Annotated in this window: 24 protein-coding genes, 1 tRNA gene and 1 pseudogene; 13 read left to right on the top strand and 13 right to left on the bottom strand. The window is 49.4% G+C overall.

The annotated features are described in order from the left end of the window. The first annotated feature begins 123 nt into the window (after window positions 1–123). A complete protein-coding gene (locus J4G07_01665) occupies window positions 124–1,332 on the top strand; it encodes an MFS transporter (GenBank protein ID MCE2412688.1) in 1,209 nt (402 codons plus the stop codon). 127 nt (window positions 1,333–1,459) lie between these two features. Here the strand turns inward: J4G07_01665 and J4G07_01660 are convergent, their stop codons facing one another. Both J4G07_01660 and J4G07_01655 read right to left on the bottom strand, forming a co-directional pair. Beyond that, window positions 1,460–1,927, bottom strand: coding sequence for a hypothetical protein (locus tag J4G07_01660; GenBank protein ID MCE2412687.1), 468 nt, complete (start codon window positions 1,925–1,927; stop codon window positions 1,460–1,462). Between the two features lie 42 nt (window positions 1,928–1,969). Then, window positions 1,970–2,055, bottom strand: a tRNA-Leu gene (locus J4G07_01655). Between the two features lie 237 nt (window positions 2,056–2,292). Here J4G07_01655 and J4G07_01650 point away from each other — a divergent pair. Further along, complete coding sequence (locus J4G07_01650) at window positions 2,293–3,042, top strand: LamG domain-containing protein (GenBank protein MCE2412686.1); 750 nt, start codon at window positions 2,293–2,295, stop codon at window positions 3,040–3,042. 280 nt (window positions 3,043–3,322) lie between these two features. Next, on the top strand, window positions 3,323–3,814 hold the full coding sequence (locus J4G07_01645; protein MCE2412685.1) for a gamma-glutamylcyclotransferase: 492 nt from the start codon (window positions 3,323–3,325) through the stop codon (window positions 3,812–3,814). Window positions 3,815–3,824: 10 nt separating this feature from the next. On the opposite strand, the gene J4G07_01640 is transcribed toward J4G07_01645, so the two are convergent. The 5 genes from J4G07_01640 to J4G07_01620 all read right to left on the bottom strand — a co-directional run bounded on the left by J4G07_01640 (window position 3,825) and on the right by J4G07_01620 (window position 10,152). Continuing rightward, a complete protein-coding gene (locus J4G07_01640; GenBank protein MCE2412684.1) occupies window positions 3,825–5,570 on the bottom strand; it encodes an arylsulfatase in 1,746 nt (581 codons plus the stop codon). A 101-nt stretch (window positions 5,571–5,671) separates the two neighbouring features. After that, the gene (locus tag J4G07_01635) at window positions 5,672–6,859 is read right to left on the bottom strand and encodes a pyridoxal phosphate-dependent aminotransferase (GenBank protein ID MCE2412683.1); all 1,188 of its coding nucleotides are present in this window, start codon (window positions 6,857–6,859) and stop codon (window positions 5,672–5,674) included. 90 nt (window positions 6,860–6,949) lie between these two features. Continuing rightward, a complete protein-coding gene (locus J4G07_01630) occupies window positions 6,950–7,819 on the bottom strand; it encodes a DnaJ domain-containing protein (protein MCE2412682.1) in 870 nt (289 codons plus the stop codon). Between the two features lie 179 nt (window positions 7,820–7,998). Continuing rightward, window positions 7,999–9,138, bottom strand: coding sequence for an S-methyl-5-thioribose kinase (gene mtnK / locus J4G07_01625; GenBank protein MCE2412681.1), 1,140 nt, complete (start codon window positions 9,136–9,138; stop codon window positions 7,999–8,001). A gap of 15 nt (window positions 9,139–9,153) precedes the next feature. Then, the gene (locus tag J4G07_01620) at window positions 9,154–10,152 is read right to left on the bottom strand and encodes an aspartate-semialdehyde dehydrogenase (GenBank protein MCE2412680.1); all 999 of its coding nucleotides are present in this window, start codon (window positions 10,150–10,152) and stop codon (window positions 9,154–9,156) included. Between the two features lie 457 nt (window positions 10,153–10,609). On the opposite strand from J4G07_01620, the gene J4G07_01615 reads away from it, so the two are divergent. The 7 genes from J4G07_01615 to J4G07_01585 all read left to right on the top strand — a co-directional run bounded on the left by J4G07_01615 (window position 10,610) and on the right by J4G07_01585 (window position 15,964). Beyond that, window positions 10,610–10,891 (top strand): HU family DNA-binding protein, encoded by a 282-nt coding sequence (locus J4G07_01615; GenBank protein MCE2412679.1) that lies wholly within the window; start codon window positions 10,610–10,612, stop codon window positions 10,889–10,891. A 291-nt stretch (window positions 10,892–11,182) separates the two neighbouring features. After that, a complete protein-coding gene (locus tag J4G07_01610) occupies window positions 11,183–12,241 on the top strand; it encodes a GHMP kinase (protein ID MCE2412678.1) in 1,059 nt (352 codons plus the stop codon). 115 nt (window positions 12,242–12,356) lie between these two features. Continuing rightward, window positions 12,357–13,364, top strand: a complete 1,008-nt coding sequence (locus tag J4G07_01605) for a MoxR family ATPase (protein ID MCE2412677.1) — start codon at window positions 12,357–12,359, stop codon at window positions 13,362–13,364. Between the two features lie 14 nt (window positions 13,365–13,378). Next, a complete protein-coding gene (locus tag J4G07_01600) occupies window positions 13,379–13,573 on the top strand; it encodes a hypothetical protein (GenBank protein ID MCE2412676.1) in 195 nt (64 codons plus the stop codon). A gap of 30 nt (window positions 13,574–13,603) precedes the next feature. Continuing rightward, entirely contained in the window at window positions 13,604–14,983 is a 1,380-nt protein-coding gene (locus tag J4G07_01595) for a UDP-glucose/GDP-mannose dehydrogenase family protein (protein ID MCE2412675.1), read from the top strand. A gap of 99 nt (window positions 14,984–15,082) precedes the next feature. After that, window positions 15,083–15,643 (top strand): DUF309 domain-containing protein, encoded by a 561-nt coding sequence (locus tag J4G07_01590; GenBank protein ID MCE2412674.1) that lies wholly within the window; start codon window positions 15,083–15,085, stop codon window positions 15,641–15,643. 42 nt (window positions 15,644–15,685) lie between these two features. Continuing rightward, the gene (locus J4G07_01585; GenBank protein MCE2412673.1) at window positions 15,686–15,964 is read left to right on the top strand and encodes a hypothetical protein; all 279 of its coding nucleotides are present in this window, start codon (window positions 15,686–15,688) and stop codon (window positions 15,962–15,964) included. Between the two features lie 9 nt (window positions 15,965–15,973). Here the strand turns inward: J4G07_01585 and dgoD are convergent, their stop codons facing one another. Further along, window positions 15,974–17,098 (bottom strand): galactonate dehydratase, encoded by a 1,125-nt coding sequence (dgoD, locus tag J4G07_01580; protein MCE2412672.1) that lies wholly within the window; start codon window positions 17,096–17,098, stop codon window positions 15,974–15,976. A 10-nt stretch (window positions 17,099–17,108) separates the two neighbouring features. Next, on the bottom strand, window positions 17,109–18,173 hold the full coding sequence (locus J4G07_01575; GenBank protein MCE2412671.1) for an exo-alpha-sialidase: 1,065 nt from the start codon (window positions 18,171–18,173) through the stop codon (window positions 17,109–17,111). Window positions 18,174–18,309: 136 nt separating this feature from the next. Between J4G07_01575 and J4G07_01570 the strand changes: the two genes are divergently transcribed. Further along, window positions 18,310–18,990 (top strand): class I SAM-dependent methyltransferase, encoded by a 681-nt coding sequence (locus J4G07_01570; protein ID MCE2412670.1) that lies wholly within the window; start codon window positions 18,310–18,312, stop codon window positions 18,988–18,990. A gap of 3 nt (window positions 18,991–18,993) precedes the next feature. Here J4G07_01570 and J4G07_01565 read toward each other — a convergent pair whose 3' ends face one another. Beyond that, window positions 18,994–19,797 (bottom strand): class I SAM-dependent methyltransferase, encoded by an 804-nt coding sequence (locus J4G07_01565; protein ID MCE2412669.1) that lies wholly within the window; start codon window positions 19,795–19,797, stop codon window positions 18,994–18,996. Window positions 19,798–20,053: 256 nt separating this feature from the next. Between J4G07_01565 and J4G07_01560 the strand changes: the two genes are divergently transcribed. Beyond that, window positions 20,054–20,806, top strand: a complete 753-nt coding sequence (locus tag J4G07_01560; protein MCE2412668.1) for a phytanoyl-CoA dioxygenase family protein — start codon at window positions 20,054–20,056, stop codon at window positions 20,804–20,806. 18 nt (window positions 20,807–20,824) lie between these two features. On the opposite strand, the gene J4G07_01555 is transcribed toward J4G07_01560, so the two are convergent. The 3 genes from J4G07_01555 to J4G07_01545 are packed head-to-tail and all read right to left on the bottom strand — an operon-like array spanning window position 20,825 to window position 23,425. After that, window positions 20,825–21,289: an NUDIX hydrolase gene (locus J4G07_01555; GenBank protein MCE2412667.1), complete on the bottom strand. Its 465-nt coding sequence runs from the start codon at window positions 21,287–21,289 to the stop codon at window positions 20,825–20,827. Between the two features lie 8 nt (window positions 21,290–21,297). Continuing rightward, on the bottom strand, window positions 21,298–22,551 hold the full coding sequence (locus J4G07_01550) for an amidohydrolase family protein (protein MCE2412666.1): 1,254 nt from the start codon (window positions 22,549–22,551) through the stop codon (window positions 21,298–21,300). Between the two features lie 31 nt (window positions 22,552–22,582). Then, window positions 22,583–23,425 carry a carbon-nitrogen hydrolase family protein gene (locus J4G07_01545; protein ID MCE2412665.1) on the bottom strand — a complete coding sequence of 281 codons (843 nt, stop codon included), beginning with the start codon at window positions 23,423–23,425 and terminating at the stop codon, window positions 22,583–22,585. Between the two features lie 159 nt (window positions 23,426–23,584). Between J4G07_01545 and J4G07_01540 the strand changes: the two are divergent. After that, a pseudogene (locus tag J4G07_01540) lies at window positions 23,585–24,698 on the top strand (mandelate racemase/muconate lactonizing enzyme family protein). Window positions 24,699–24,722 lie beyond the last annotated feature (24 nt).

Here is a 24,722-nt window from a genome sequence, read left to right as displayed (position 1 = left end):
TCTGCAACGAAGTGGTAGATGGTAACGGTGTTGATCACAGACGAAGGAATGAGCAACACCCTCGCCCGTCCGTAAGCGTTTGCAAAACGCTCCGATTTCCGAATCTTCCAATGAAGTTCTCCAGTGGAGGGTTTCCACGTCTATAGACCCAAATTGAACCACCGCAAATTTAGCCGAACCTCACTCATCTTTCCCATCTATATTCCAGCGTTTCTGTTGGCAACAGGCGGGGGTATCGTTTCACCGACGCTTTCGATTTATGTTAAATCGTTTGAGTTATCCTATACGTTGACGACAGTTGTCCTTGCTGTTGGTGTGCTTGGAAATATTCCCGCTGGCATTTTAGTGGAACGACTCGGTCGCAAACCATCAATGTTGGTCGGTTTAGTTATGATAGGGCTGTCAACACTGGGCATGGGAACGGCTGGGAATTTCTTCCAATTGATCGGTGCCCAGTTACTGGGGGGCATTGGACAAGCTTTGTGGATGCTGGCACGGCATGCGTATATGACGGATGTAATTCCGATAGCGAATCGTGGGAGAGCGATTGCCCTGTTCGGCGGTGTGAATCGGATGGGCACCTTCGCGGGGCAGTTCTGCTCTATCTTTCTTGGGGTAAACCTACGTTTTCCCTTCTTCATCTATGCCGGCATTGTGATGCTGAACCTGTTCCTCTGTTTCTTCTTTATTCCTGGGACGCGGCGCACCACAACCGAAGTGGCAGGGAAGAAGATGCCTTACCTAAAACATCTCCTTGAGATCTCGCGTCAGCATGCACGGCTCCTCGCTACTGCAGGGGTCGGACAGGTATGTGTTCAGACGCTGCGCCGCGGGTGCAATATCATTATCCCGCTCTATGCGGATGAGGTGGTCGGGTTAACGACACAACAGGTTCGCTCGGTCGTCATGATCTCCTCAGCAGTAGATATGTCAATGTTCCCAATAGCTGGCCATATGATGGATCGGTTTGGTCGAAGATATGCAACGGTGCCCGGGGTTTTCATTTTTGCTACAGGGATGGTGTTGATGCCGTTTACTGGGACATTTACGGGACTGCTGCTTGCGGCAATCTTCATGCGGATGGGGAACGGTATCGCTTCCGGGACAATGATGACACTCGGTGCAGACTTGGCACCCCGCGACGGAACAGGAGAGTTCTTGGGTTTGTGGCGGCTCACGGGTGATTTCGGCGGTTCGGCAGGACCAGTTATCGTCGGCAATCTTGCCGATCTGTTCGGATTGAGTTATTCCGGCTTCGCGTTAGGGAGCATCGGTTATCTCGCCGTGAGCATTTTCCTGTGGTTGGTACCGGAGACGTTGCGCAGGGAATGACGTTTTCTATCTATCAGTAAGAACAGGCACCACACGAACGGAAGTGTGAGGGACCCTCGAGGCGGAAACGTTATCCACTGCGAACGCGTCCAAGGTGGAAAATTGGCTCAAAGTCAGAAGCGTTTGGTTAAGAATTGTTCTTTTTCGCCTGTTCCAAAAGTTGTTCCGCCCGTTCGGCGCGCTGTCGTTCTTGTTCGGCGCGCTGTCGTTCTTGTTCGGCGCGCTGTCGTTCTTGTTCCAAAAGTTGTTCCGCCCGTTCGGCGCGCTGTCGTTCTTGTTCGGCGATTCGTTTCGCGTCTAAATAATACATAATACGCTCCAATCCTTTACAAAAAACGATAGTCAGTATTGTTAATAGAACAGTAAAAGCCGACAGATGCGTTGTGATGGATTCTGCTGTTTCCAGTACCGGCGTTCCGGTTTTTCTACCTTCACGAATTTCACCGCTTATAACCCACGAAGCGTATCCAATAAAGACAATGACAAAACTGTAAAACGCTGGATTTAACCATTTTTTCGGGATTCCGCCCGGAAAAGCAACATATTTGTCAGCCTGCTCTAAATCTTGGAGCGTTTTTCCGTCTTCATTGTCCAAGTGAGTGTTCTCCACCGATTGATTCTTAAATTTGTCAGTGAATGCCGGGAAAGGGACTCGAACCCTTACGCGCATAAAGCACACTAGACCCTGAACCTAGCCTGTCTACCAAATTTCAGCATCCCGGCGAGCAATTATAGTATACCCGAATTTTCGTCCCTTGTCAAATTATATTTCGGACGTTTAGGTCTTCTGTAGGAGCGAGTTTTACTCGCGATCTTCCGACTCAATTGTAGGTGCGAAATCGGATTAAACTTGCAATATACTTAATCAGTCTAATGTAATTAACATACCGATTGCTTTTCTGCCAGTAGAAACGTTTTTGGGTCATGATTCTCTGAACAACAAAAAAGGAGCGCAAATCCATGAGAATAAGAATATTTGTCTGCACGATACTCGCGCTAAGTCTGGTCGTCGGCTATAGTCAAGCTGAGATCGATCCGGATAGGATTGTAGGTATCTGGTTAATGGACGAAGGTAAAGGCGATGTCGCTGAAGACATCTCTGAAAACGGGCGTAAAGGCACGATTACACGAGGCGAATGGGCAGAAGGCAAGTTTGATGGTGCCCTTGAAATCAAAAAGGGTGGGACAGTCACGATTCCGCTCGGTAAAGGCGTAATTGAAGATAAAGTGACATTCACTCTGTGGATAAACTTTACCGACATCGGCGGTCAACAGAACTATTTCTCGATATGGGATCAGAGCAACAACCGCTATGTTCCTTACAAAAACGGTGGCAACCTCCTCCGCAGTTGGACGAACACTTGGGATGTCGCCAGTGGTGTGACCGTCAAAGATGGAACCTGGTATCATGTCGCCAATGTCTACGATGGGGAAACCTGCACAATCTACGTCAACGGTGAAGAGGAAGTCTCACAAAAGGTGCCGAAGTTCCAACTCCAAGACCAGGATCAGACGGCGTGGCTCGCGACGGATAAAGGAACCGGTTTCCTCTCCGCCACGATTATGGACGAGGTCGGTCTCTTCAACGATGGACTCACCGAAGATGAAGTTCAGAGCATTATGAACGACGGTATCTCCTTTACCGCTTTTGCTGTGGAGCCGTCGGGTAAACTCCCTGTGGTCTGGGGAAGACTGAAGTCACATTTTTAATTGTCACTTACGGTTTTTAATTATCTCTTGCGGATAAGTAACGAGACTTGTAACTTGATGCTTTTCGTGTTTGAGGCTGAGAAACGCACGGAAAGGTCTAAACGCTCGAAGTTTAACCGCAAGGCAAAAGTAGCAGTCAGTTGAGAGGTAGTCGTCTAACAAACGGTTGCTCTTAAGATAGTTTCAAAACTCGTAGCTCGTAATGGAATGAAAAGCGGATATAGGCAACGCCCGTGAAAGTTCAAACGCCCGTGATTCCTCCGCAAGGTGAAATTAAAATATGATATATTTTGCTTATGGATCCAACATGAACCGCTCTCACATGCAACAGCGGTGCCCGGGTGTCACGCACATAGAGAAGTTCCAACTCGAAGGGTTTCGCCTTGTTTTTAAATACCACGCCGATATTATTCCTCTGGAAGGGTGTACAGTCCACGGGGGACTCTGGGAAATTACAGAGGATCACGAAGAGGCACTTGATACCTATGAGGGTTATCCTGACTATTACGGCAAGTATTACCAAGACGGTGTCATGTTTTACAGGATGAGAGAGATGTATGAGAAGGATGTTGAAGCACCTTCAAAATGGTATCTAAAAACCATCATTCAGGGTTACCGTAATTTTGGGTTGACGCAAGAAGAATTTAAAGAGAGCCTTGGTCTCCAACAACTTGGGTTAACCCAAAAGGATCTTGAAGAGAACCTCGGTGTGTCAGCGGATGAACTTGCCCGCCTATTTTCCCGCGTCGCAACCGCTCCTGTCTACCAATAAACACCGTTCCTCAAATCACCCGTTTCGCATACACATAATACGCACCGATTGCCAACGCACCCGCTTCGTCGGTGAACTCGGTATGCATGCGTGTCTGACCAGCGGTGAGATAGAACGTAAACGTTACGCCCTTCGCATCTGATGGAATTGTTTTCGTGGCAACCTGATCCCCGATACGGATTTCCGCGGCTGTTAATGGCAGAGCCTTACCACCGTTGTAAAGGTCAATGTGCTCACCCGGAATGCCATCCGTTATTGCCCGATCCTCGGCGAGGGGCCACCGACGTAACTCGAAACTGTACTCCCCGTCTTCAGGAATCTCAATTGCCCAATAACCGTTGCATTCCATTCCTCGGCGAATCATTCCGTGATTCCAAGCTTGTGCTTCCCCGTGCCAATCGTGGGTCGTAATACACGTAACGGGTTCGTTTTGCGTCCCGATAACGATCGGACAGTCCTCATCAAACCGTTCCGAAACCAGTTTCCACCACACTTCATAATGTTCACGGAGTTCCGCAACGACTTCAGGATGTTCGCCAGCGATGTCGTGCCGTTGTCCGGGATCGGCTTGTATATCGTAAAGTTCAGTTCCATTGATGAGTCGCCACTGTTGCGACATCGTCGCGCTGTCTTTCCACTTAATCGGGTTCTCAACGCGCTGCGAATCGGTGACAACAACCCGTTCCTCCCATGACTCCGTTTCGTCTTTCAACAACGGGACAATACTCTCGCCGTGGAAGTGCGTGTTCGAGGAGACCTCAAGATCGCACAGATCTATCAGCGTCGGGAGTAGGTCAATGTTTGCGGTGAGTTCATGCACCTCGTGCTTTTCGGTGAAGCCACCATCGGGCCAATGCATAAACAGTGGCACACGGTGCCCACCTTCATAAGGTGACCCTTTTCTACCGCGCATTCCGGCGTTGTAGCCTGCCGTGACGAACTGTTGGGCATCCAGATCACATCCAGCGGCGGAACCATTATCGGTCATGAAAATGAGAATCGTGTTTTCCTCAAGCCCCAGGACTCGGAGATGGTGCCGCAACCGCGCCATGTTGTCGTCGATATTGGTGATCATACCCCAGAAATTCGCACGGTCGCCTTCTACGCCTTTCCGTCGGTATACCTCACCGTAGGCATCGGGGACACGGAATGGACCGTGCGGCGCGTTGGTAGAGAGATAACAGAAAAACGGACGGTTCTGATTCCCTTCCGCTTGTCTCTCAATGAACGCCATCGCTTCTTGAAACCAGACATCTGTGCAGTAACCGTCGAAGGGTTGTTCGGAACCGTTGCGGAAATAGGTATCGTCGAAATAGTCATTGCCCCAATAGTCCGGAGTTTGACTGATGCCGCCACCGCCGTGGTAGAGGGCTTCGTCAAAACCTCTGTCGTGTGGACGGAACGGGTAATTGTCGCCGAGATGCCATTTCCCGAACATACCCGTCTTATAGCCGTTGCGTCGGAAGATGTCTGCCATCGTGACTTCATTGCTGCGGAGGAGGGAGCGTCCGCCGATGGTATGCCACACCCCGGTGGAGTTGCAGTAATGCCCCGTCATAATCCCTGCGCGTGTCGGTGAACAGGTCGGACCGACGTGCAGATTCTGTAGTTGTACGCTCTCTGCCGCAAGTGCGTCCAGATTCGGTGTGTTGATAATAGGGTTTCCGGTGCACCCCAAATCGCTGTAACCTTGGTCATCCGTAATTACAAAAACGAGGTTCGGTGTCGTCTGTTCTGCCACGATGGTATCTCCTATGTGTCCTTAAAAGGCACGCCTGCCAGTTGCTCAGCGGCGTGCCTCCAAGGTATACAGCATCAACAATGCCATAAGTTTATTTGAACGACAAGACGAGAATTTTACGCCAACGCTTTTTTGATTCGATCCAGCCCGCGGTTAATCTCCTCGGATGAGGTAGCGAAGGAGAGCCGTAAATGATTGTCCGCACCGAAACCGTCCCCCGGCACAACACCGACGCCTGCCGAATTGAGTAGGTAGTCGGTTATATCCATCGAGTTTTCGATCTTCTGACCACCCAGCGTTCTGCCGTAGTGTGCAGAGAAATCGGGAAAAATATAGAACGCACCCTGCGGTCTGGCGTAGCTGATCCCATCAATCTCCTCAAAACGTTGACAGATCACATCTCGGCGTTCCTCGAAGGCTTTTCGCATCTCTTCGACAGCGTCCTGCGATTCGTTAAGTGCGACAACGGCGGCTTTTTGTGCAATTGATGTCGGATTTGAAGTGCTGTGTGATTGGATACGCGACATCGCCGATACCACGTCTTCGGGACCAGCGGTGTATCCGATCCGCCATCCTGTCATCGAATAGGCTTTGGACATTCCGTTGACAACAAAGGTAATCGCTTTCGTCTCCGCGTTGAACGAAGCCGGACTCTGGTGCGTTGCGCCGTCGTAGAGCAGTGCCTCATAGATTTCATCGGAAATGAGATAGATTTGGTGTTTCACAGCGAGGTCGGCGATTGCCTTGAGTGTATCCACATCATACGTCGTGCCAGTCGGGTTGCTCGGACTGTTAACGAGGATCGCCTTCGTTTTTGCCGTGATGGCCGCCTCGACTTGATCCGGTGCCATACAGAAGTTCTGCGCCGGAGTCGTCTCGATGACGCGCGGCACTGCCCCCGCAAGTTTAACTTGTTCTGGGTAGCTGACCCAATACGGTGCGGCGAAGATGACTTCGTCGCTCGGATCACAGATGGCTTGGAAAATGTTATAGATGGTGTGTTTAGCGCCGCATGAGACGATAACTTCGGAAGGTTTGTAATTGAGACCGTTATCTCGTTTGAATTTTTCTGTGATTGCCTCTCGGAGTTCGGGAGTGCCGGGGACAGGGGTATATTTCGTGAATCCCGCATCGAGTGCGGCGATTGCGGCATCTTTGATATAATCGGGTGTGTCAAAATCGGGTTCGCCTGCGCCGAATTTGACGACATCTACGCCATCAGCGATCAGCGCGTTGATTTTCGCGGTGATCGCCAAAGTGGACGATGGCGTTACGTTTTGGCTCCGTTGTGATAATGAGATCATTCGTTCTCCTTTGAAAATGGATTTTGAGTTTATTTGCGATTCTGTGCCTTTTCCGCCGATCGTTAAAGCTGTTTCTCAGAATGCACTTTTTTATAACGTCTTATCAAGCTCTTTTAGGAGATTCCGCTGTTTGCGAGACAAAGATTTCGGAATTTCCACAACCAACCGCACCCGCAAGTCGCCTTTTCTGCCGGAGGTGTCTACTCCACCGCGTCCACGTAAGCGAAACTGTTGTCCAGGTTGTGCTCCAGACGGGATTTTCAGATCCACATCGCCTGTGAGCGTTTGTACCCGAACAGAACCCCCTAACGCCGCTGTCGTCATAGAGACATTTGCATCTGTCAACAGGTCTGCCCCTTCGCGAGTCAGTGTCGGATGTGGTTGAACAGAGACAGTCACCAACAGGTCACCCGAAATGCCGCTGCCGAGAGATTCTCCATGCCCCTGAATACGTAAGGTTTTTCCATCCTGAATACCCGGCGGGATTGTGAGCGTCAGACGCTTTCCTTGGACACTGACCTCTTTCTTGTTCCCTAACACCGCATCCGCAAAAGGAATACTGACGTTCATGCGGATGTCGCGTCCGCGAGGCGGAGCAGTTGTGCGCCGTTGTCCGAACACATCACCGAAGGCATCGCCAAATCCACCGAGTCCACCGAATCCACCGCGTCCAAAAATATCGTCGAGGTTAATGTGCCTGAAAACGTCATCCATATTCCGGTAACCTTCAAATCCCATACCCTCAACGCCCGCGTGTCCACGGATATCATACATACGTCGCTTTTCAGGATCGGAGAGGACCGAATATGCGTTCGATGCCTCCTTGAACTTCTCCTCTGCCGTTTTGTCACCAGGATTCTTGTCCGGATGGTACTGGACCGCAAGTTTGCGATAGGCTTTTTTGATTTCTTCTGGAGTGGCACCTCGATTCACACCGAGGATTTCGTAGTAGTCTCTCATATTTTAATCGTTATCAGTGGTCAGTTATCAGTAATGGTCAGTTATCGCTTAAAAGAGGATATTGTTAAACGAGGGAAACACTTTCTTCGCATTGGATTTTAGCGTTTGCGAAAACACCTCTTAACTGAAAACTGACTACTGAAAGGTTTTTTCGTAAGAAAAAACCGAACCGACAACCGTTAAAAAAGCATCGCGAGAACTGCTGGCACATCTCGTAGGGATGAGTACTGTTTAACGAGTTTTAATCCGAACTGGAGTGCTGCCCTTTCTACGCGTAGTTTTTTGGATATATCAGTAATACCTTCTATATCTTTGACGTGCGCTGCACCGATAAGACGACGCAGCATTTCCAATCCCGCAAACCCTACTGCTTCGTAAAAGATTTGTTGTAAGGTTTGTTCTTTCAACGTTCCGTCGACTGTCCTGAATTCAAGCGTGTAGGCGTGCCATGTTTTTGCAATCGCTGTCTTGAGTGCGGCTTGCACGTCCGAGGTATCTTGATGTGAAAAATAGGATAAGAGATGGTTCGCCCAATACAATCCGAGGTCAAATCCTACGGGACCATAAAAGGCAAACTCGGCATCAATCACTTTCGCTGTGTTGTTTTGGACGAGAACGCTTCCTGTGTGTAGATCACCGTGGGTTAAAGCTTGTTGCGCTGTTAGAAAAATCTGTTTGAGGACCTCTGCATGCTTCAAAAAGTCCGTATCCGCCTTCAGTCGCTGGATATCAGGCTCTAAGCCTGGGGTCCAGAAATTCGTTTCATGCTCGGTGTACGGAAAAGTGAACACGTAATCGGCAGTTATCGACTGCATGGTAGTGTTCGCAAATTGCTGTCTATACTGCTGCATGGTTGTGCTATCAAGGTTCCCGATGTATGTACGACTGTGTACGGTACCCATAAACCGCCCAATCTGTTCAGCGATATCGGTGTCCACGCTGCCTGCGATTAGGTCGGCGCGCAGGACCTGCGCATCTCGGAGGTCCTCCATTGCAATGACCGCGGTTTCAGCGTCGAAATAGTATAGTTCAGGGACGCTGCAGCTTGCGAACTGATTGTAGATGTCCAACGCGCGGGACTCGTAAGTCAAACGTTTGATGGATAACGGATACTCGGGTCCTAATATCTTAATGTAGGGTGGCGCGTGTTTCAGGACGATCGAACGCTCTGGTTGCGCTGCGTCTGAGACGCGATAAACTGTATTAAGATTACCATCGCCAATCTCTTCTATACGGAGTTCCGTCTCCGATTCAAACATGCGGATCTCAGCACATCGTTGACGTAGGTAGTCCGGCAGCGTGGCAAGGTCGAGTTCCATATCCTTCTGACAACCTTACAGCAGATTTTCGGCGATTTGGATAGCGTTCAGCGCAGCACCTTTGCGGAGGTTGTCTGCGACTACCCAGAGATTCAAACCATTTTCTATGGAAGCATCATCGCGAATTCTACCGACATAGACTTCATCTTTTCCAGCAACATCAACGGCGAGCGGATACTGTTGGTTGTCGGGATCGTCCATGACTTTTACACCGGGGGCAGTGGCGAGGCACTCTCTCGCTTGGGCTGCTGTGAGCTTCTCGTGTGTTTCAAGGTTTATTGATTCAGAATGTGCGAAGAAGACAGGGACTCGGACGGTTGTAGCGGAAACGCCAATCGCATCATCTGCAAGTATCTTCCGGGTCTCATTAATCATTTTCACTTCTTCTTCGTTGTCACCGCACTCCAAGAAGGGCCAATCAAATGCGACGTTGAATGCCATCTGATGTGGGAATTTGTCTAAGGTGATCGGCTTGCCTTCGAGTGCTTCAGTCGTCTGTTGAACCAGTTCCATAACAGCACGCCCACTTTTACCGGAGACACTTTGATAGGTGGACACAACGACCCGTTTGATGCCGACAAGGTCATAGATGGGTTTCAATGCTACCATCATTTGGATGGTAGAACAGTTTGGATTGGCGATAAGTCCATTGTGAGCACGGGCAGCGTCCATATTGACTTCCGGGACAACGAGAGGGGTTTCGGGGTCCATGCGGAAGGCACTCGTATTGTCGATGACGAGCGCACCTTTTTCTACGGCTGTAGGCATGAACTCGCGACTGACAGCACCGCCTGCGGATGAGAACACTACGTCCACATCTTCAAACGAGTCGTGTGTCAGTTCCTCAACAATAATGGGTTCATCTTTAAAGGATAGAATTTCACCGGCAGAGCGGTGTGATGCTAATAGTTTGACGGAAGCAACGGGGAATGATCGCTCTTCGAGAATTTGCAACAGAGTATTACCGACGGCACCCGTTGCGCCGACAACCGCGATACGATAACTCTCACTCATTTCTGATGTTTTCCTTTATTGTGTTATTCAAGCAGAATTTTTGTTAAGTTTAATGTATAATTCTACCACAAACCCGCCCTTTAAGCAAATATTTCGGCAAAGAATGCCGTGTTACAAGGGAATACTTCGCCTTCAGGACAAAAAAACTTGACAAATTGCGTAGTCTGTGGTATTAAAATTAAGACATCTATGTATTATGTCAAGCTTCGTGTTAGATTTTTTCTATCTCTAATACGTTTATTTACGGTTAAACGTGGGCTTTCCCTGTAACCCATTTTAATTTTTTGGCGTTAATCTAATTTGTCTTGACATATCTATATTTGTATAGTATAATATAATTACTATTAGTTTTTTGTTAAATCCATTTTGAGTCCGAGGCGTGAGAATCGCGTTTTCCGAACAGTTCGGAAAACATAGCATTTTCTGAATTGGGCTAAAAATTAGAGGAACATTTGACATGGCAAAATTAATGAAAAGCGATGTGGTCAACAGTATCGTTGAAGAAACAGGCCTTAGCAAAAAAGATGCGAACGCTGCTGTTGATGCTTTTGCTGCGACTATTTGCGAAGCTTTGAGTAATGGCGATTCTGTTGGATTAATTGGTTTCGGAACATTTGAAGCCAAAAATCGTCCAGCGCGCACGGGTCGCAACCCGCAGACTGGCGCACCACTTAATATTCCAGCAAAGACAGTCCCTGTCTTTAAAGCTGGTAAGAAACTTCGCGACGCTACTGGCTAAAACTGGTAGTTTTCTCGCTCAGTTTCTGAAAAAGCCGCCGGGCTGTGCCTCGTTTTTAATGGAGGGATGCCTGCGGCTTTTCCACGTTACGCCTATTGACAAAAGTCTCTGCGGGTTTTTTCATAACAGTATTCATCTTCATAACATATTCTAATACTCTATTATCACCTGCAGTTATTGACACAACTTTTCTCTTGCCCGTTTGTAGGTACGCTTCCATTTTTTGTTCGCATCATTTATGGGCACGCTTTCCGGGCGCGTTGGTTAAAATTTGATGTCAGGAGACTCATCATGTTAATCCGAACGAGAGCCCCAGTCCGCATTGACTTTGCTGGCGGATGGAGCGACGTAGACCTCTTTACTGAACAGTCAAAAGGGTTGGTCGTCAACGGGGCAATTAACCGATACGCTTATGCGACGCTCCGCTGTGAACGTCAAGTGGCATACGACGATTCTGTTGAGCTCCAGCGCGTTCTGGATAAAAGCATTCGTATCTATTCTGCGGATTTTGACACATTCATTGAAGCCGACGATGTCCGTCAACTTGAATACGATGGAAACATTGATTTAGTCAAGGCAGCTGTGCGACGCATGTCCATACAGATTGGTGGTTTCGACCTGATTACGCAATCTACCGCGCCGCCGGGAAGTGGATTGGGCACTTCCGCAGCAATGGGAGTCGCACTCATCGGTGTGCTTGGCGCACTTAAGGAAGCCACTTATCTTCCTTATGAGTATGCGGATCTCGCAAGCAATATTGAACGTCATGAACTCGGTATCCTCGGCGGGAAACAGGATCAGTACGCCAGCGCAATCGGCGGAATTCATTTTATGGAGTTTCAGGGGGAAGAGGTGAAAACCTCACCATTGAAATTTCCACTACATATCCGTTGTGAACTTGAAAAGAACCTTGTCCTCTGTTATACCGGGAAGTCTCGCCTCTCTGGTAATATACATCAAAACGTGACCGATGCTTATAAAAGCGGAGAACCCAGTGTCCGCGACGCATTGGAAACCCTCAAAGCCACCGCTGAGGCAACAAAAACAGCACTCATGCGCGGTCGCCTGACCGAATTCGGCGAACTCCTTACCCAAAATTGGCAGAATCAGAAAAGGTTACACCCCTCTGTCACAAATGAACAGATAGAATCCCTCTTTAAAATTGCAATGACGCATGGTGCGATCGGAGGAAAAGCTTGCGGTGCTGGTGGTGGCGGGTGTCTACTGTTTTACTGTGAACCTACACGTGAACACCGCGTCCGTCAAAAACTTCAAGAAGCGGGGGCGCGGGTTATTGATGTTAACTTCGATTTTGACGGGCTCCAAATGTGGAAGGTCTCAAACGATTAAAAGGAACGGCTTTCGGCTGTCGGGAACCATCAGCAAAAAGGTTTTCTGGTGAGGTTACACATTCTTGCTGACCGCTGACCGCTGATGGCTGATGGCTATTTCTATGAAAAATGATATGTCAGCGACGCAGACCGGAACAGATATAGAAGCCGCCGAAGTCTTGAAAACGGCGAAGGAAAATATTTTAAACCAACTCAGGAAGCGAATCATTGGACAGGACGAGGTCATTGAACAACTTCTTATCGCACTTTTTTCGCAGGGACACTGTTTACTGGTGGGCGTGCCGGGGTTAGCCAAGACACTACTCATCAGCACATTCGCGCAGATTCTGAAACTCCCTTTCAATCGAATCCAATTTACGCCGGACCTGATGCCATCGGACATTATTGGTACCGATATTATTGAGGAAGGTGAGGCAGGCAAACGCGCTTTTCGCTTTATTAATGGACCCGTCTTTGCTAACATCGTCCTTGCCGATGAGATTAACCGAACACCCCCCAAAACACAAGCCGCACTCTTACAAGCGATGCAGGAGTACCAGGTCACCGCAGGCGGCAGAACCTATCCTTTGGAACGTCCGTTTTTTGTTTTAGCGACGCAGAATCCGATCGAGCAGGAAGGCACCTATCCGCTACCGGAAGCGCAACTCGATCGATTCATGTTCCATATCACGCTGGATTACCCCGATAAAGCTGCCGAAAAAGAGATTGTGATGACAACAACTGCGGCTTATGAACCGGAGATAGAACCTGTTATCACAGGAGAAGAGGTCTTGCGAATCCAACAGGTTGTCCGGAAAGTACCGATTGCTGAAGCAATCGTGGATTATGCGGTGGAACTGAACCGGCAGACGCGACCTGCTTCAGAGGCCCTCGATTTCATTCGGGATTGGGTGCAGTGGGGTGCAGGACCGCGGGCATCACAGTATCTCGTGCTCGGGGCTAAGGCGCGCGCTATTCTCCATGGACGTTATCATGTCGCATACGACGATATTAAGGCAGTCGCTATACCTGTGCTACGCCACCGAATTTTGACGAATTTCAACGCCGAGGCTGACGGTATTACAAGTTTGGATATCATCAATAGATTGTTGGAAAACGTCGAACCACCAGCGGTTCAATAACCGGAGGTTTTCGTATGCGTGCAATTGATACTTTTAAAATGGATAAGGCAACGTTTTCTGTGCTATCGTCCTTTGAAGAAGCCGACAAAGTGGACAGAGCATATTGGCATTCTAAGACTTTCTTCGACCCGCTTGGAAGCCCTGGAATTAATGCGGCAGATCAACTATGGCTACAACCCAATTACCGAACGACTTCAAAGAGTTCTTGAAGTTGATAAACTCATTTGATAGTTTATAATATGAAAATTGCAATTATAGGAACAGGATACGTCGGCTTGACCACGGCTGTGGTGCTGGCACATCTGAATCATGATGTCGCTGCGGTGGACAAAGACGAGCGCAAACTCAACCTTTTGCACGAGGGAAGAAGCCCTATCCACGAACCCGGCATCCAAAGTCTGCTTGAAGAGGTGCAGCACACCATCCGTTTCACGCCGAGTGTGGCTGAAGTCGTCCCAGAAGCAGAATTGATTTTGATTGCTGTGGGGACGCCACCGAAAAAGAACGGTGAAGCGGATACGCAACATGTAGAACAGGCTGCCAAAGAGGTCGCCCAAGTCTGCCTGCCTGATAGACACTACACGCTTGTTGTGAAATCGACAGTCCCGATAGGCACGAATCAACGTGTTGCTGAAGTTGTGGCGGAGGTATTTTCGGAACGTGGGATTCAAGGGAACGTTTCCGTCGCTTCAAACCCAGAATTTTTGCAAGAGGGATTGGCGTTGCAAGGCGCGTTCTATCCAGATAGGATCGTTGTCGGTGCAAACAGCGATGAAGCAATTGATACCTTGCGTCGTCTCTATAAACCGATCCTCGAACAGACGTTTGATCCACCAAGCGAGTTCCCGCGTCCCTCTTCTTACCACCTACCGCCAATGATGACAACAGATCCCAATAGTGCTGAAATGATTAAATATGCCGCGAACACCTTCCTCGCACTAAAGATTAGTTTTATCAACGAAATTGCGGGGCTTTGTGAGGAGGTAGAGGCAGACGTAACAGAAGTCGCCCGCGGTATCGGACTTGACGGACGTATTGGGAATCAATTTCTCCAAGCAGGTCTTGGATGGGGCGGCAGTTGTTATCCGAAAGATACCGCTGCTTTGTTAGGGGTCGCAGCACAGTCTGGATACGCAATGCCGATTACAAAAGCCGCGCGCGCCGTCAACTTCCACCAGCGGGAACGTGTCATCGAAAAATTGCGCAGCACATTGGGCACACTCAAAGGTAAGACGATTGGTATCCTCGGACTCGCTTTCAAACCAAACACCGATGACATTCGAGAAGCACCCGCACTTGACATTATCCGCGAACTGATTAAAGCGGAGGCGACAGTTCGGGCACACGATCCGATCGCTATTGCAAACGCACACCGCGCCTTAAGTGGGAACGGCGAAACCGACGATAACAGAGTGATTTTCACGGAAGATGTATACGAACTTCCTTACGATGCCGATGCCCTCGTGCTCGTTACTGAATGGGAACTCTATCACAAGCTTGAACTCCGTAGGCTTGCGAAGCAGATGAAGACTCCGATCCTCATCGATGGACGCAATGTTTATTCTCCAGAAGAAGCGAGGGCTGCAGGTTTCCATTATATCGGAATCGGCAGAGCGTAAATCCTAAGTATCAAAAACGTTAGCCCGTAACGAAGTGGAGGGCGGGTTTAAGGAACGTACGTGATAACTCAGGCGCACGTTGTTTAACCGCAAGGTAAAATTAAAAATCCTGAACCTTTTGATGTCAATTGGCAGCGATATTGTCCACAAAAGCCGTTTCCGTCATATCGACATATACCCGGTGTCACACCACATCCGATCCGCGACCCACTTGGCCATAGTTACGGCGTGGAAGAAGATCATGACGTTGAACCCTTGTCGCCAAAGATGTGGAGACAGAACGAGGATTATCTATACGGCGTGGATCTCTACAACTTTGCTTATTGGTGGGAGGCACATGAGGCGTGGGAAGGGTTATGGCACCGAGCAGAAGACACCTATCGCTTGTTCCTTCAAGGATTAATTCAGGTGTCGGCAGCCTTCATCAAGTATCATACACGGATGCTGCGTCCACTGCGCACGCTTTCGACTGCAGGACGCGATAAATTGCGGCGGGTTGTGGTTGAATGTGACGACCCATCGGGAAATTATATGGGACTCAATTTACCAACGTTTTTGGACACTGCCGACGCGTTTTTCGATCCTTTCTTTGACGACACCGTTACGGAATCTACCTTTCGTAGGGACTCTGTTAAGCCGCTCATACTGTTGATGGATTAGCAAGTTGTCCTGGTTATTTTCATACTTGGCGCGAATTTGAAAATGCCTTTTCTCTTTTTCAGCCTCTTCTGTGCCTTCATCATCGTGTTGCTGGTTGTTCTATTCAAAGTAGGTGCCTATTTTGGCAAGAGCGATGCCGATGAATTTCGTGCGGTTCGGTGTCCACAATGTCAAACCCGACGGAAACCCGAAAAGACGGGCACTGTCAGAAACCTCGTTGAACTTGAGATGCGTTGTCCGCGTTGCGGGTATATCTCATGGGATGTTCCGCCGAAAACGAATCTCTCCACACGTCCCACGGATCGGGACAACTCACTATAAGGACTGCGGCTAATAATCAGCGAAAGCTCCGTCGTCTGAGTGCCAGAACATTCCACGCAACCGAAACGTTTCATCTCGAACCGCTTCAAGAGCAGCATCGTCCATATCAACACCGAGTCCGGGGGCTGTTGGGAGTTCAATGAACCCATCCTTGAACACTAAAGGGGTTGAAAATAGTCCTTCTCCGCGTCGGTGTCCACCCTCACATATCAGTAAATTCGGCACAGTTGCCATCACATGTACCGATGCAGCAACTCCGATAGGGCCGGCGGCATTGTGCGGAGCGACTGCCATATTGTGAATTTCCGCCATTGCTGAAATCTTTTTCAGTTCCAGGATCCCACCGCAGTGCCGGATATCCGGCTGCAAGATCGCGCACATCTCGCGTTCAATGATCTCTCGGAAACCCCATCTTGTCAAGTGCCGCTCACCGGTTGCTATCGGCACCGTTGTTGATTGAGACAAAGACAGTAAGGGTTCGTTGTTTTCTGGATGACACGGCTCTTCAGCGAACAACAATCGGAAGGGTTCTAATTCTTTCACTACAATCATCGCCATCGTTGGGCTTAACCGACGATGCAAGTCAACAGCGATGTCTACTTCATCACCTGCTGCTGTTCGGACTGCCGCCACCCGCGCCACCATCGTATCAATTGCCTTCGGTGTATCGACGAACCGCACAGGTTTTGATGCGGCTCCCATCTTCACGGCTCGGAATCCTGCTGCGACTGCTTTTTTAGCACTCTCTGCACACTCCTCAGGCGTTGTGCCGCCTATACCCGTATAAACGCGGATCCGATTCCGTACTGAACCGCCCAATAGTTTCCATATCGGCATCCCGACGACTTTTCCGAATACATCCCACATTGCCATCTCAATACCGCTCAATGCGCCGACCAAAACGGGCATACTCCGGCTATAACTTGACCGGTACATTGCCTGCCAATGGTCCTCAATCTGTAGCGGATCTTTGCCAACGAGGTATTCTGCCATGTCGTCCACGGCTTGGGCGACGACGCGCCAATGCTCGTAGTTCATAGGTTCACCGTAGCCGATGATTCCTTCGTCGGTGAACATTTTCAACACCATTGCGCGACCCTGAATCGGTATCGTCTCAAATCCGGTAATCTTCATAATGTTTGTCCTAAACCGGTTGCCACCGGATCACACAGAAGTGTGAGTTCCCTGTGGCGTTCTCCCATTTGCTGACATCGCCGTAGCAGGAACCGATGAAGGTTAGTATCTCTTTTCCATCTAAGCTAATGTGTCGTGGAAAACCAGCGACGTGTCCGTGACAGAGGTAATAGATCTCGTCAGACCAATTCTCGCCATTGTCGTCACTTACCATTGCGCGACCGCTGCCGAGTTCTCGCGGATAACGGTGATCGTAAGCCACAACAGCACGGTTATTAGAAAGTCCCACTGCGGCCCCGTGGCATTGCCCATGCACACTCGTCAATTGACGCAGATTCGCCCATGTCGCGCCGTTGTCCATTGCGTCTGCGAGGAAAACGGTTTTATTTGTGTGGGGTTGATCTGACGGTCCAGGTTGGTACCGGATAACTGCAAGCAGTCTACCGGGGAATAGTTCAGCAATGTTGACCTCGTTACCGTAATCCGATAAGAAAAAACGATTCGAGAAGGTGTATCCATCGTCGTCCGAAACGAAGACATACGTCGGGTTCGTGCCTTCGTAAAACGGGTCATCACGTCTTTTGATAGGTAGGAGGAGCGTCCCATTGCTGAGTCGAGTCAAACTTGAACCGGCAACGGTCTTCTGAAATGGCGCAACATCTATTTCACTCGTCTGCTCCCACGTTGCGCCCTCATCATCGGATAGCCAGACAGTGATTGGCGATTCTTCACTCTGTTGGCTCACATTGATGAGTTTCCCGTGGTTATTGGCTTGCAGCAACCATCCATTGAACCCAAAAGCAGAAGGATCTCTGTTGAGATGTTCCCATGTTCTGCCATCATCCGTAGACTTAGAGATGATGGTCTGTTGCACCGCATAGATGGTGCCATCAGGAGCGAGAACGAAATTCAATCCTTGGTAGTGCGCTTGCGGGTCCAAGGGCATTCGGGTTTTCTCCACCTCTACCTTGTTCAGCATACCATCGCGAGCGTGGAGAATGTAGTCGTCCGCTTGCATCTCACCTAATTGACTTGGGGTGACGACAACACCTCCCATGTTTTCAGTCGATAGCATTTGCAGGACTCCTTCTACGGTGAATTTCCTCTTGTCTAATGTAATAAATTATGACAAAATGTCTGATGTATCCTATCCCACTAATTTACACGATAGTACCGTATAGGGCAAGCCATATTTGAAGAAAGAGAAGTATATGAACATATTTGACGCGACTCGGAAACACTACAATGCCGCTGGTGTCCATCCGACGACTGACCCTGATAACCCAAGATCACAATTTGCCGTTGACAGATACAAAAACCACCTACCTAAATTAATAAAGCCCGGCATGCGCGCATTAGACTTAGGCTGCAATGCAGGGCGGTATACGTTCGCCATGGAAGAGATGGGAGCCATAGCAACAGGTATTGATTTCGCAGAGATTCCACTTCTCCACGCCAAAGAGGTTGCCGAAAAAAGAAAGAGTCGATGCCAATTCAATATAGGAGATATAACTGCTCTACCTTACAAAGAGAATTCTTTCGATCTTGCGTTGCTTCCTCAAAATAATGGTTACTTATCATATCAGACGCTGGAGAGCTTAACAGTTCAACTTAAAGAGATTCTATCGGACAATGGCATCTTCGTTGTTATTATGCACGATGAATTGGTCAAGAGAGCGGGTGAGGAAACCCTTCCAGAGCGATATGATGTCCAGACAGGTCTGATGGCAGGACACATCACAATTCCGGGTAAAGGCGTTTACGCTTCTCCATGGGTCTTTTGGACAATTGCTTTTGCCAAGTACATTGTTGAGAAGCACTTTGCTTTAGAACAGGTAGAGCAAATAGGAGAAAATAGATATATGTTGGTGTTTCGGAATAAAAATAGATGAGGGTTAGCCAGCCTGACCAATGTATAAGATATGCTCAGCCATGTCCACGATGGCGGGTTCCGTCGCTGTTTCCAAGACTAACTCGACCCAACGTTCCCACTTTGCTGGGTCTTTTGCCGCTGTATTAGTCGCCGCAGATAATCCCGTTGAAAGCCCCTCACAGCCCACCATTTGTAGTGTGATTAACCCACACGATTCAGCAAGTTGCTGAAGTTCGGAAGCCCGAAAAAAATGCCATAGGTTACCACCAACAAGGTTATTTCCTTTTCCTTCTTTTATTAATTCCCAATACTGAGGTGTTATCAATTCCTGACTCACACGACTGAGAACCGTCCGCAGCATCGCCAGATACCCTACAACGGCAATCCCGACGATCCCTCCAGGCTTGGCGACCCGAACCAATTCAGAGGTAGCCTGGATCCGCTCGGTTGCATCGCTAATATGTGTTAGTGGACCACCGAGGCATAGCACGGCATCAAAGTCATTCGTGTTAAAACGTGAAAGGTCTCGTATATCCCCAACAACCGACGCGATGAGTCGGCTCGAAACGTGTTTCGGTTCTAATCTGATTTTTTCTTCAGCAAAAGTCGTGTATGCTCGGTCAATATCCAAGAGAACGACATCATAGCCTGCCCGACAAAGTTCAAGCGTATAACGCCCGGGTCCACCACCTGCATCTAAAATCTTACCTGTCTCAGGAAGGTGTTTCCGAAGGTAATGCATCGTGACCAAGAACTCCAGCGAATGATAAGTATCCTTCACAAGCCGATTCCATTCACCAGTTTCGACTTCATTTTCTTTTTTCATGAATTCTATCTCCGTCATCAGTGTCCAGCGACTCATTTCAGTTAGGGCAAGGATGCTCAGAAACCTGTCCAAAAGCTTAAATCCTATAGAGTTTTGAAAATTCGTAATTTTTCCGCTTGTTCGCACACGATAAGGCGTGGTAAAATAGCCAAAACGCTTTTCAGGACTGCCTTCGCATTGATTTTTTGCTTCAATTAAACACAATAAGTACGCACTGATACCGAAGGATCCTCTGAAAAGTGCAGGAGTTCCATAAATGCCACAACAAGACGCAATAGAACATCTCGAAACATTCGGCTACTGTTTGATTGAGGATGCGATTCCTGCCGTACAAGCGGATGCAATGGCGGAGAAATACTTCCAACTTCACCGAAACCCTGCGAATCACGCCGCCTTTCAGGACCCAAATGCTGACCTGTATCAAACGCTTTTCGGGGTAGTCAACCTCGATGAGATGTGTTGGGAATGCATCGCACATCCACAGGTGCTACAGGTCGTCCGCCATTTTCTCGGCGATAACGCGCGACTGGGTGAGGCGTGTACAAAATGGGTTAAGCCGCGTGCATCACAAGGGGGTATCCATTCCGATTCGACGCACGACTTGCCATCGCGCCTACCTGAAACACCGTGGATGATTAATTCAATCTGGATGATGACGGATTTTACCGTTGATAACGGCGCGACCCTTGTTGTGCCATTCAGCCATCGCGCACGGCGGAGACCTTCAGCATCCGATATTGCGGAGAGTCATCCAGTGCCCGTCTGCGGCCGACGCGGTTCCGTGTTGTTGTGGCATGGTGGCACATGGCACGGGCAGGGCGCGAACACAACCGACAACCAACACCGCATGGCGTTGAATATTGCCTACTACCCTCCTTGGTGGAATCTCATGCGCGAGGGAGGTCATCAACCCGTTTTCCCGGAGACGTTTGCGCGTATGCCGGAGGACCTTCAAGCACTTACCCGACATAAGGTGGCAAAACGACGTGCAGACATCTATGAGGTATAATCTAATCAAACGCCGGCATCATCGTTGCGATGCAGTCCTGAGAATAGCCTTGGTAGCATCCGAGATGTTAAGCGTTGTGAACGCCGCATCAGACAACGCAACTAAGTAGTATGCCTGATGTTCAGCAGGGTCCAGTTTGATCTCACCGTCCTCCACCTCAACGAAAAAGTTGAAATGTCTCGTTTTTTTACCGGAACTGGATCGATAATCAAAGGATCCGAGACATTCAAGGACTGATATTACCACAAGCCCTGTCTCTTCCTGCACTTCCCGTGCGAGTGCTGTGAGTAGATCCTCCCCCGTCTCCACGGTACCACTTGGAATTTCAACAAATCCACCCATGAAGTCAGATAGCACTCGCTCCAAAAGCAGGAACTTGTTATTTTTCGAGATTACCGCCCCCACAACCAATTTTTGGACGCCATCTTTTTGAGAATCGGTGACCAACTGCTGAATGATAGTGTGGTCAATGTTTGACTGCATATTGTGGTTTATTTCACCCGTTGTCCGGCTTGAAATACCGCAATCACTCGGCTAAAGGCATCTACGTCATTTGTCGGATCGCCCTCAAAAGCAACGAGATCAGCAATTTTCCCCACCTCGATCGTCCCAATCTCATCTGCCATTCCGATCGCCTCGGCGGAAATGCGGGTCGCTGAGATAAGTGCCTCCGCAGGCGTAAATCCGACTTGAACGAGCAGTTGCAAATCATAATCAAGATGACCGAATGCGAGATTGCCGACCCCTGAATCCGTGCCCGGAACAATCCGATCGCGGAGTCCATAGTCAAGCATGCGTCGCATCACATCTAAACGGACTTCTGCCCGCGCCTCAAGTCGCTGTAATTCGGTTGCTTCGTCAGCAGAAATCGCATCCGTGTCCCGTTTCGTGCGGAGTTCAACGATGCGAGGATAACCCGTCCATGCTTGAAGGGTTGGACTGATCCAGATGCCGGATTCTGCCATCATTTCGGCAATTTTGGGATCGAACCGGAGTTCACCGTCTGGGTCGAGGAATTCCGCATGCTCCATCAGATCAATGCCCGCTTCAACCGCACGCACCATCGACTCCTTTGCGCGGCAATGCGCCACCGTGAGCCGATGGAAGTGGTGTGCCTCGTGAACAGCGGCGTGCAACTCAGCAACAGAGTAACTGGCGCGTCCCGGAATCGTTCCAGCAGTCCCTCCGCCAGATGCCATAATCTTGATGTAATCCGCACCCTCGTGAACCAAGCGGCGGACGGAGCGTCGCATCTCAGCCACACCATCCGCTGTCTCGTTACACATGTGGAAATGCCCACCTGTGCAAGTGATGGGTCGTCCGCTTACTAAGGTGCGGGGACCAGGAATGTAACCGCGTTCAAGCCCTTCCTTGAGCGTGAATCCTACCTTATTCCTTGCTCCGTGTTCGCGGATGGTTGTGATCCCTGCGGTGAGATGGCGTTGCAGATTCATCGCACCGGTCAGCACCATCATCTCATCGGTTTCCGAGAACATCTGAACGTAGTTCCGCCCATCGCCTGCGAGGCTCAGATGTGTATGTCCATCAATGAGTCCCGGTGTGATATACGCGTCTCCAAGATTAACAACTTCTGCGTCAGGTGGTGTCTGTTTCGCAATCTCTTCGTAATGTCCAACGGCATTAATCCGTCCATCAATCACAAGAATCGCCTGATTGTTCTTAGCGTATGTACTGATCCCATCGACGAGCTGACCGGTACGGATCTGGACAGTTTGATTTGGCATATATCTAACTCCTTCAGATACTATACTGATTTCAGACTTTTACAACGAATTCGCACCCTTGTCGGAACCATTCCCGCAGGATGGTGTCTTCATTGTAGGTTCGTTTCGCCTGCGAACCTGTCGCCTGTGAGAGGTCTATCGTTGCCGAAACGATGTCATCTCCGAAGAACCCAGCCTCTATGATAACATTACCATCTGGATGCACAATCTTAGAGTTGCCGTGTGAGGCACCCGTTGCCCGCAAATCATCTGGATCTGCAGGTGTGTTCGCCATCAGGAGATAGATACCGTTTTCTGTCGCACGTGAGATCGGCATAGCGCGATAAGCGGAGAGTTTATATTCCGATAGCAACCCTGCTTCACACGAGCAGAAGATGCAGAGTTGCGCGCCCATCGCTGCAGGCAATTTGACTAACTCTGGATAGCGAACATCGTGGCAGATGATGAAGCAGCACGTAACACCAGCGAGTTCCACAATCGGTAGCGGACCGCGATTGTTGGTACACCACTGTTCCCCTGCGAGAAAGGTTTTGCCGTAACGGTATTTGAGGGTTCCTTGCGGATCGAAAATAGCAAGGTCGTTGTGCCAATTCTCTCCATCGTGATGCGCGGAGCCGACAATAACGGCGATTCCATGCCGACGCGCCGCTTCCGCTATTTCCGCCTCAGCTTCTTTAAAAACCTGTGGCGAGATACGTTCCCAATAATCCGTCCGACAGCAGTAGCCGAACAGGCATCCTTCAGGGAATGCCGCAATCTGAATCTCCATCTCTGCACACGTTTCAATCTGCTGGAGCACTTTTGCAGTATTGGTAGAAACATCTTCACTGGTGAGCAATTGACACGCCGCGATTTTAATCTGGTTATTAGTCATCTGAGTGCCTCCCTTCTGTTTCTGCAATTGTAACATACCTGTCCGTTTGGTTCAACCATTGCTGATGTCCACAAAACACGAAAACCAATTGACACATGCCAAGCAATTTGGTATAAGGGTTAGAAATCCAGCACGAAGTTTGCGTAGGAGAGAGGCATTATGAAAATTACCGATATCAAACCGTATCCTGTTTGGGTGGGACACAGAAATCAACACATTGTCAAGGTGGAGAGGGCGAGTCTGGACTTTCGAGTCGAGAATTGGCTGTCGTGGGTGCAGTTAGACACTATCGCGAATTCCTCATCGGGCGTAATCCGATGCGGATCGGTGGGTTGTGGCAGGAGATGTACCGGAGCCAGTATTTTGAGGGTGGTCGGGCATTGACAGGCGCGATCTCAGCGATCGACATCGCACTGCACGATATTGTCGGGAAGGCGTTGAACGTGCCGGTCTACCAATTGCTCGGTGGAAAGCAACGCGACGCTGTCCCATGCTTTGCAACGACGGGGGCATCCACAGTTGAGGAATTAATTGCGAACGCGAATTTATTGCTTGAGAACGGATGGAACGTCATCCGAACAAACGTCTTGCACCGTGCGAAGCCGGGCGAGGAGAACATCTTTGAACCCCACGAGTCCATCAGCCTCGCCGCGGAATGGTTGACGGCACTTCGAGAAGCCATCGGATCCGAACCTGTTCTTGGCATCGACTATCATCACCGGCTCAGCGTCGCGGAAGCGGCATCTTTTTGTCAACGTATGCCCTCTGGCACGCTCGACTTTTTGGAGGAGCCGATCCGAGATGAGACACCAGAAGCGTATGAATCCCTGCGGACGATGGTCGATGTCCCATTCGCGATTGGCGAGGAATTCTCCAGTAAGTGGCAGTTTCTCCCGTACCTGGAACGCGGTATTACGAACTTTGCCCGACTTGATGTGTGCAACGTCGGTGGGTTGACGCTGAAGCACACTATATCGACCTGATGCCACACAACCCATTAGGACCGATATGCACGGCTGCGACGGTTCATCTGGCAGCCGCGGTCCCGAACTTCGCGTGGTTAGAAATCCGAGTCTCTCCAACAGAAAAATCTGGACACTATGATGAGGACCTATTTCCCGTGCAACACAAACTTGACGGTGCAGTCATACCAGTACCAGACGGTCCTGGCTTAGGGGTTGAAGTTGATGAAGAACTCGTAACGGCACAGACCTACAAATTCTCGGAACCGCCACACCTTCGCCGACGCGACGGATCGCATACGAACTGGTAGTGTGCTTTAGGAGAAGTGTGCATC

The organism is Candidatus Poribacteria bacterium, assembly GCA_021295715.1.
In the GTDB taxonomy this organism is placed as follows: Bacteria; Poribacteria; WGA-4E; order WGA-4E; family WGA-3G; genus WGA-3G.
The sequence above is the reverse complement of the archived record's forward strand: the minus strand, read 5'-3'. Positions and strand labels throughout refer to the sequence as shown.